This window comes from Oleiphilus sp. HI0125, assembly GCF_001635355.1.
The window spans coordinates 1-1,053 of record NZ_LWGF01000971.1 but is presented as its reverse complement, the minus strand read 5'-3'; the positions used below and the strand labels follow the sequence as shown (position 1 = coordinate 1,053).

Annotated in this window: 2 protein-coding genes; one reads left to right on the top strand and one right to left on the bottom strand. The window is 46.9% G+C overall.

Annotation, left to right across the window (positions count from 1 at the left end):
- Window positions 1-180 precede the first annotated feature (180 nt).
- Window positions 181-462, top strand: coding sequence for a pyrimidine/purine nucleoside phosphorylase (locus tag A3762_RS16530; protein WP_068475960.1), 282 nt, complete (start codon window positions 181-183; stop codon window positions 460-462).
- 65 nt (window positions 463-527) lie between these two features.
- Here A3762_RS16530 and A3762_RS16525 read toward each other — a convergent pair.
- On the bottom strand, window positions 528-1,053 hold a 526-nt coding region (locus A3762_RS16525), incomplete at its 5' end, for a CinA family protein (RefSeq protein ID WP_156493530.1).

The following is a 1,053-nucleotide window of genomic DNA, read 5'->3' as shown; positions in this document are numbered from 1 at the left end:
CGTGCCACGAAGTTTTTGCCCACCTTCAGGCTCTCCGTGTCGTATCAGGTCAATAATCGTTTCTGTATTCATCATGTTTCGTCAATTTTGTTCGGCATTTGAGCAAGCTGCGCGTATACTACGCGCCAGTTTTTTGGCCACTCGCGCTCGCGCAGTTGGCGTTAATTTTGGAGAATCAGCATGTTATCAGTTAATGAGTACTTTGACGGCAAAGTAAAATCAATCGCATTCGAAGGCAAAGATCTACCTGCAACAGTAGGTGTAATGGTTGCCGGTGAATACACCTTCGGCACAAGCCAAAAAGAATACATGACTGTTGTCGCTGGCGAGCTTCAAGTTAAGTTGCCTGGTAGCGACGAATTCGTCAGCTTCACAGATGGCCAAACATTTGAAGTTGAAGCAAATCAGTCTTTCGATCTAGTCGTCCCGACGGATACTGCTTATCTTTGCAAATACGAGTAAGTAACTAAACTCGTGCCCTATGGGTCGCAAATCTACGCGGCCCATAATTTTTCATTTCCAGCGCACTAATTCTTGTTCTTTAAGCTACGTTCTTTGAAATATGCCGCTTCTTCATTGACTTGCATCAGCTCACGACGCAATAGATCGAAACCCAAGGCCGCAACGAGTATTTGAAAGCGTTTTCTGTCTACTGGAAAGTAGAAACAGTGTGCCTTTATCTCACTCTTACTTCCCCACGCCACCCATACAGTACCGACAGGTTTATCTGTTGTACCACCTTGAGGCCCAGCTATTCCTGATACCGCGACACCTAAATCAGCGCCGCTTCGATCCAAGGCGCCTGATAGCATTTGTTCTACAACCGCTTGGCTAACCGCGCCATGTGCAATTAATGTCGCTTCTTCGACGCCGAGCATCTTCTGCTTCATTTCATTGGAGTAAGTAACAAAGCCAGCATCAAATACGCCCGAAGCGCCATCAAGCTCGGTCAGCATAGAGCTGATCAGTCCGCCCGTACATGACTCGGCAAAGGTCACACGTTTGCTTTGCGCCAACAATAAATCTTTCACGACATGCGCAATGCTGCGATTA

Excerpts from the sequence above, each read along its gene's own strand:
- A3762_RS16530 (WP_068475960.1), top strand. The coding sequence starts at position 181 with ATGTTATCAGTTAATGAGTACTTTGACGGCAAAGTAAAATCAATCGCA.